We start from the raw sequence: 1498 nt of genomic DNA on the forward strand, positions 1-1498 counted from the left end.
CTTCACAAGGTGGCCCGCCGTCGTCGTGATTCCTGGCGCGTCAGTCGTTGATGAGGTCATTCACCACGATGGTCTGGTCCCGGTCCGGCCCAACGCCGATGGCAGAGAAGCGTGTCCCGGACAGTTTCTCCAAGGCCAGAACGTAGTTGCGTGCGTTCTCCGGCAGGTCTGCCAGCGTCCGCGCACCCGTGATGTCCTCGGTCCAGCCCTCGAAGTATTCGAAGATCGGGATTGCGTGGTGGAACTCGGTCTGTGTCATGGGCATTTCGTCGTGGCGTACGCCGTCAACGTCATAGGCCACGCACACCGGAATCTGCTCGATCCCGGTGAGCACGTCCAGCTTCGTGACGAAGTAGTCCGTGAAACCGTTGACGCGTGAGGCGTGGCGGGCCAGGACGGCGTCGTACCAGCCGCAGCGGCGCGGCCGGCCGGTGTTGACGCCAAACTCGCCGCCGGTTTTCTGCAGGTAGACGCCCATCTCGTCGAAGAGCTCCGTGGGGAACGGGCCAGCGCCGACGCGCGTGGTGTAGGCCTTGATGATGCCGATGGAGCGTGAGATGCGGGTCGGTCCAATGCCCGAACCAACGGATGCGCCGCCGGCGGTGGGGTTGGAGGAGGTGACGAACGGGTAGGTTCCGTGGTCCACGTCCAGGAACGTTGCCTGGCCGCCTTCCATCAGGACCACCTTTCCCTCGTCCAGGGCCGAGTTCAGGACCAGGGTGCTGTCGATGACCAGTGGGCGGAGCCGGTCGGCGAAGGACAGGAAGTACTCCACAATCTCATCCACGAGCACGCCACGGCGGTTGTAGACCTTCACCAGGAGCTCGTTCTTCTGGCGCAGCGAACCTTCCACCTTCTGGCGAAGGATTGACTCGTCGAATACGTCCTGGACACGGATGCCCAGGCGGGCCACCTTGTCCATGTAGGCAGGGCCGATGCCGCGTCCGGTGGTCCCGATGGCGCGGCTGCCCAGGAAGCGCTCCGTCACCTTGTCCAGCACCTGGTGGTAAGGAGCAACAAGGTGTGCGTTTGCTGAGACGCGAAGCTTGGAGGTATCGGCACCGCGGGCCTCGAGGCCTTCGATCTCCTGGAAGAGTGCCTCGAGGTTCACAACGCAGCCGTTGCCGATGATGGGTACCGCGTTGGGGCTGAGGATGCCTGCCGGAAGCAACTTGAGTTCGTATTTTTCACCGCCTACAACAACGGTGTGCCCGGCGTTGTTGCCGCCGTTGGGTTTGACGACGTAGTCAACGCGGCCGCCCAGCAGGTCGGTCGCCTTGCCTTTTCCTTCGTCGCCCCATTGGGCTCCTACGATCACAATTGCTGGCATGGGATCCTCCCCCATTCGTTCGGGCTGCCCGTGCCGTGCCACGGGTGGCTGGCCTGGGCAGCGCCGTTCATGAGAATGCCCCGGATGGACCGACCTTCGCTGGTCCGCGGGCGGCGCAGCGACGCAAGAGTTCCGGGGCTCTTACCACCCAAGTTTAGCCGATGAGGG

1 protein-coding gene is annotated in these 1498 nt (G+C 63.8%); it reads right to left on the reverse strand.

The window, feature by feature from the left end; translation table 11 throughout:
- Positions 1-40 precede the first annotated feature (40 nt).
- Entirely contained in the window at positions 41-1330 is a 1290-nt protein-coding gene (locus AC5RWX_RS33205) for an adenylosuccinate synthase (protein WP_494100415.1), read from the reverse strand.
- Positions 1331-1498 lie beyond the last annotated feature (168 nt).

The organism is Arthrobacter sp. SPT-J7 (assembly GCF_059089965.1).

Coding starts and splice junctions, on each gene's coding strand:
- AC5RWX_RS33205 (WP_494100415.1), bottom strand. CDS start 1,330: ATGCCAGCAATTGTGATCGTAGGAGCCCAATGGGGCGACGAAGGAAAA.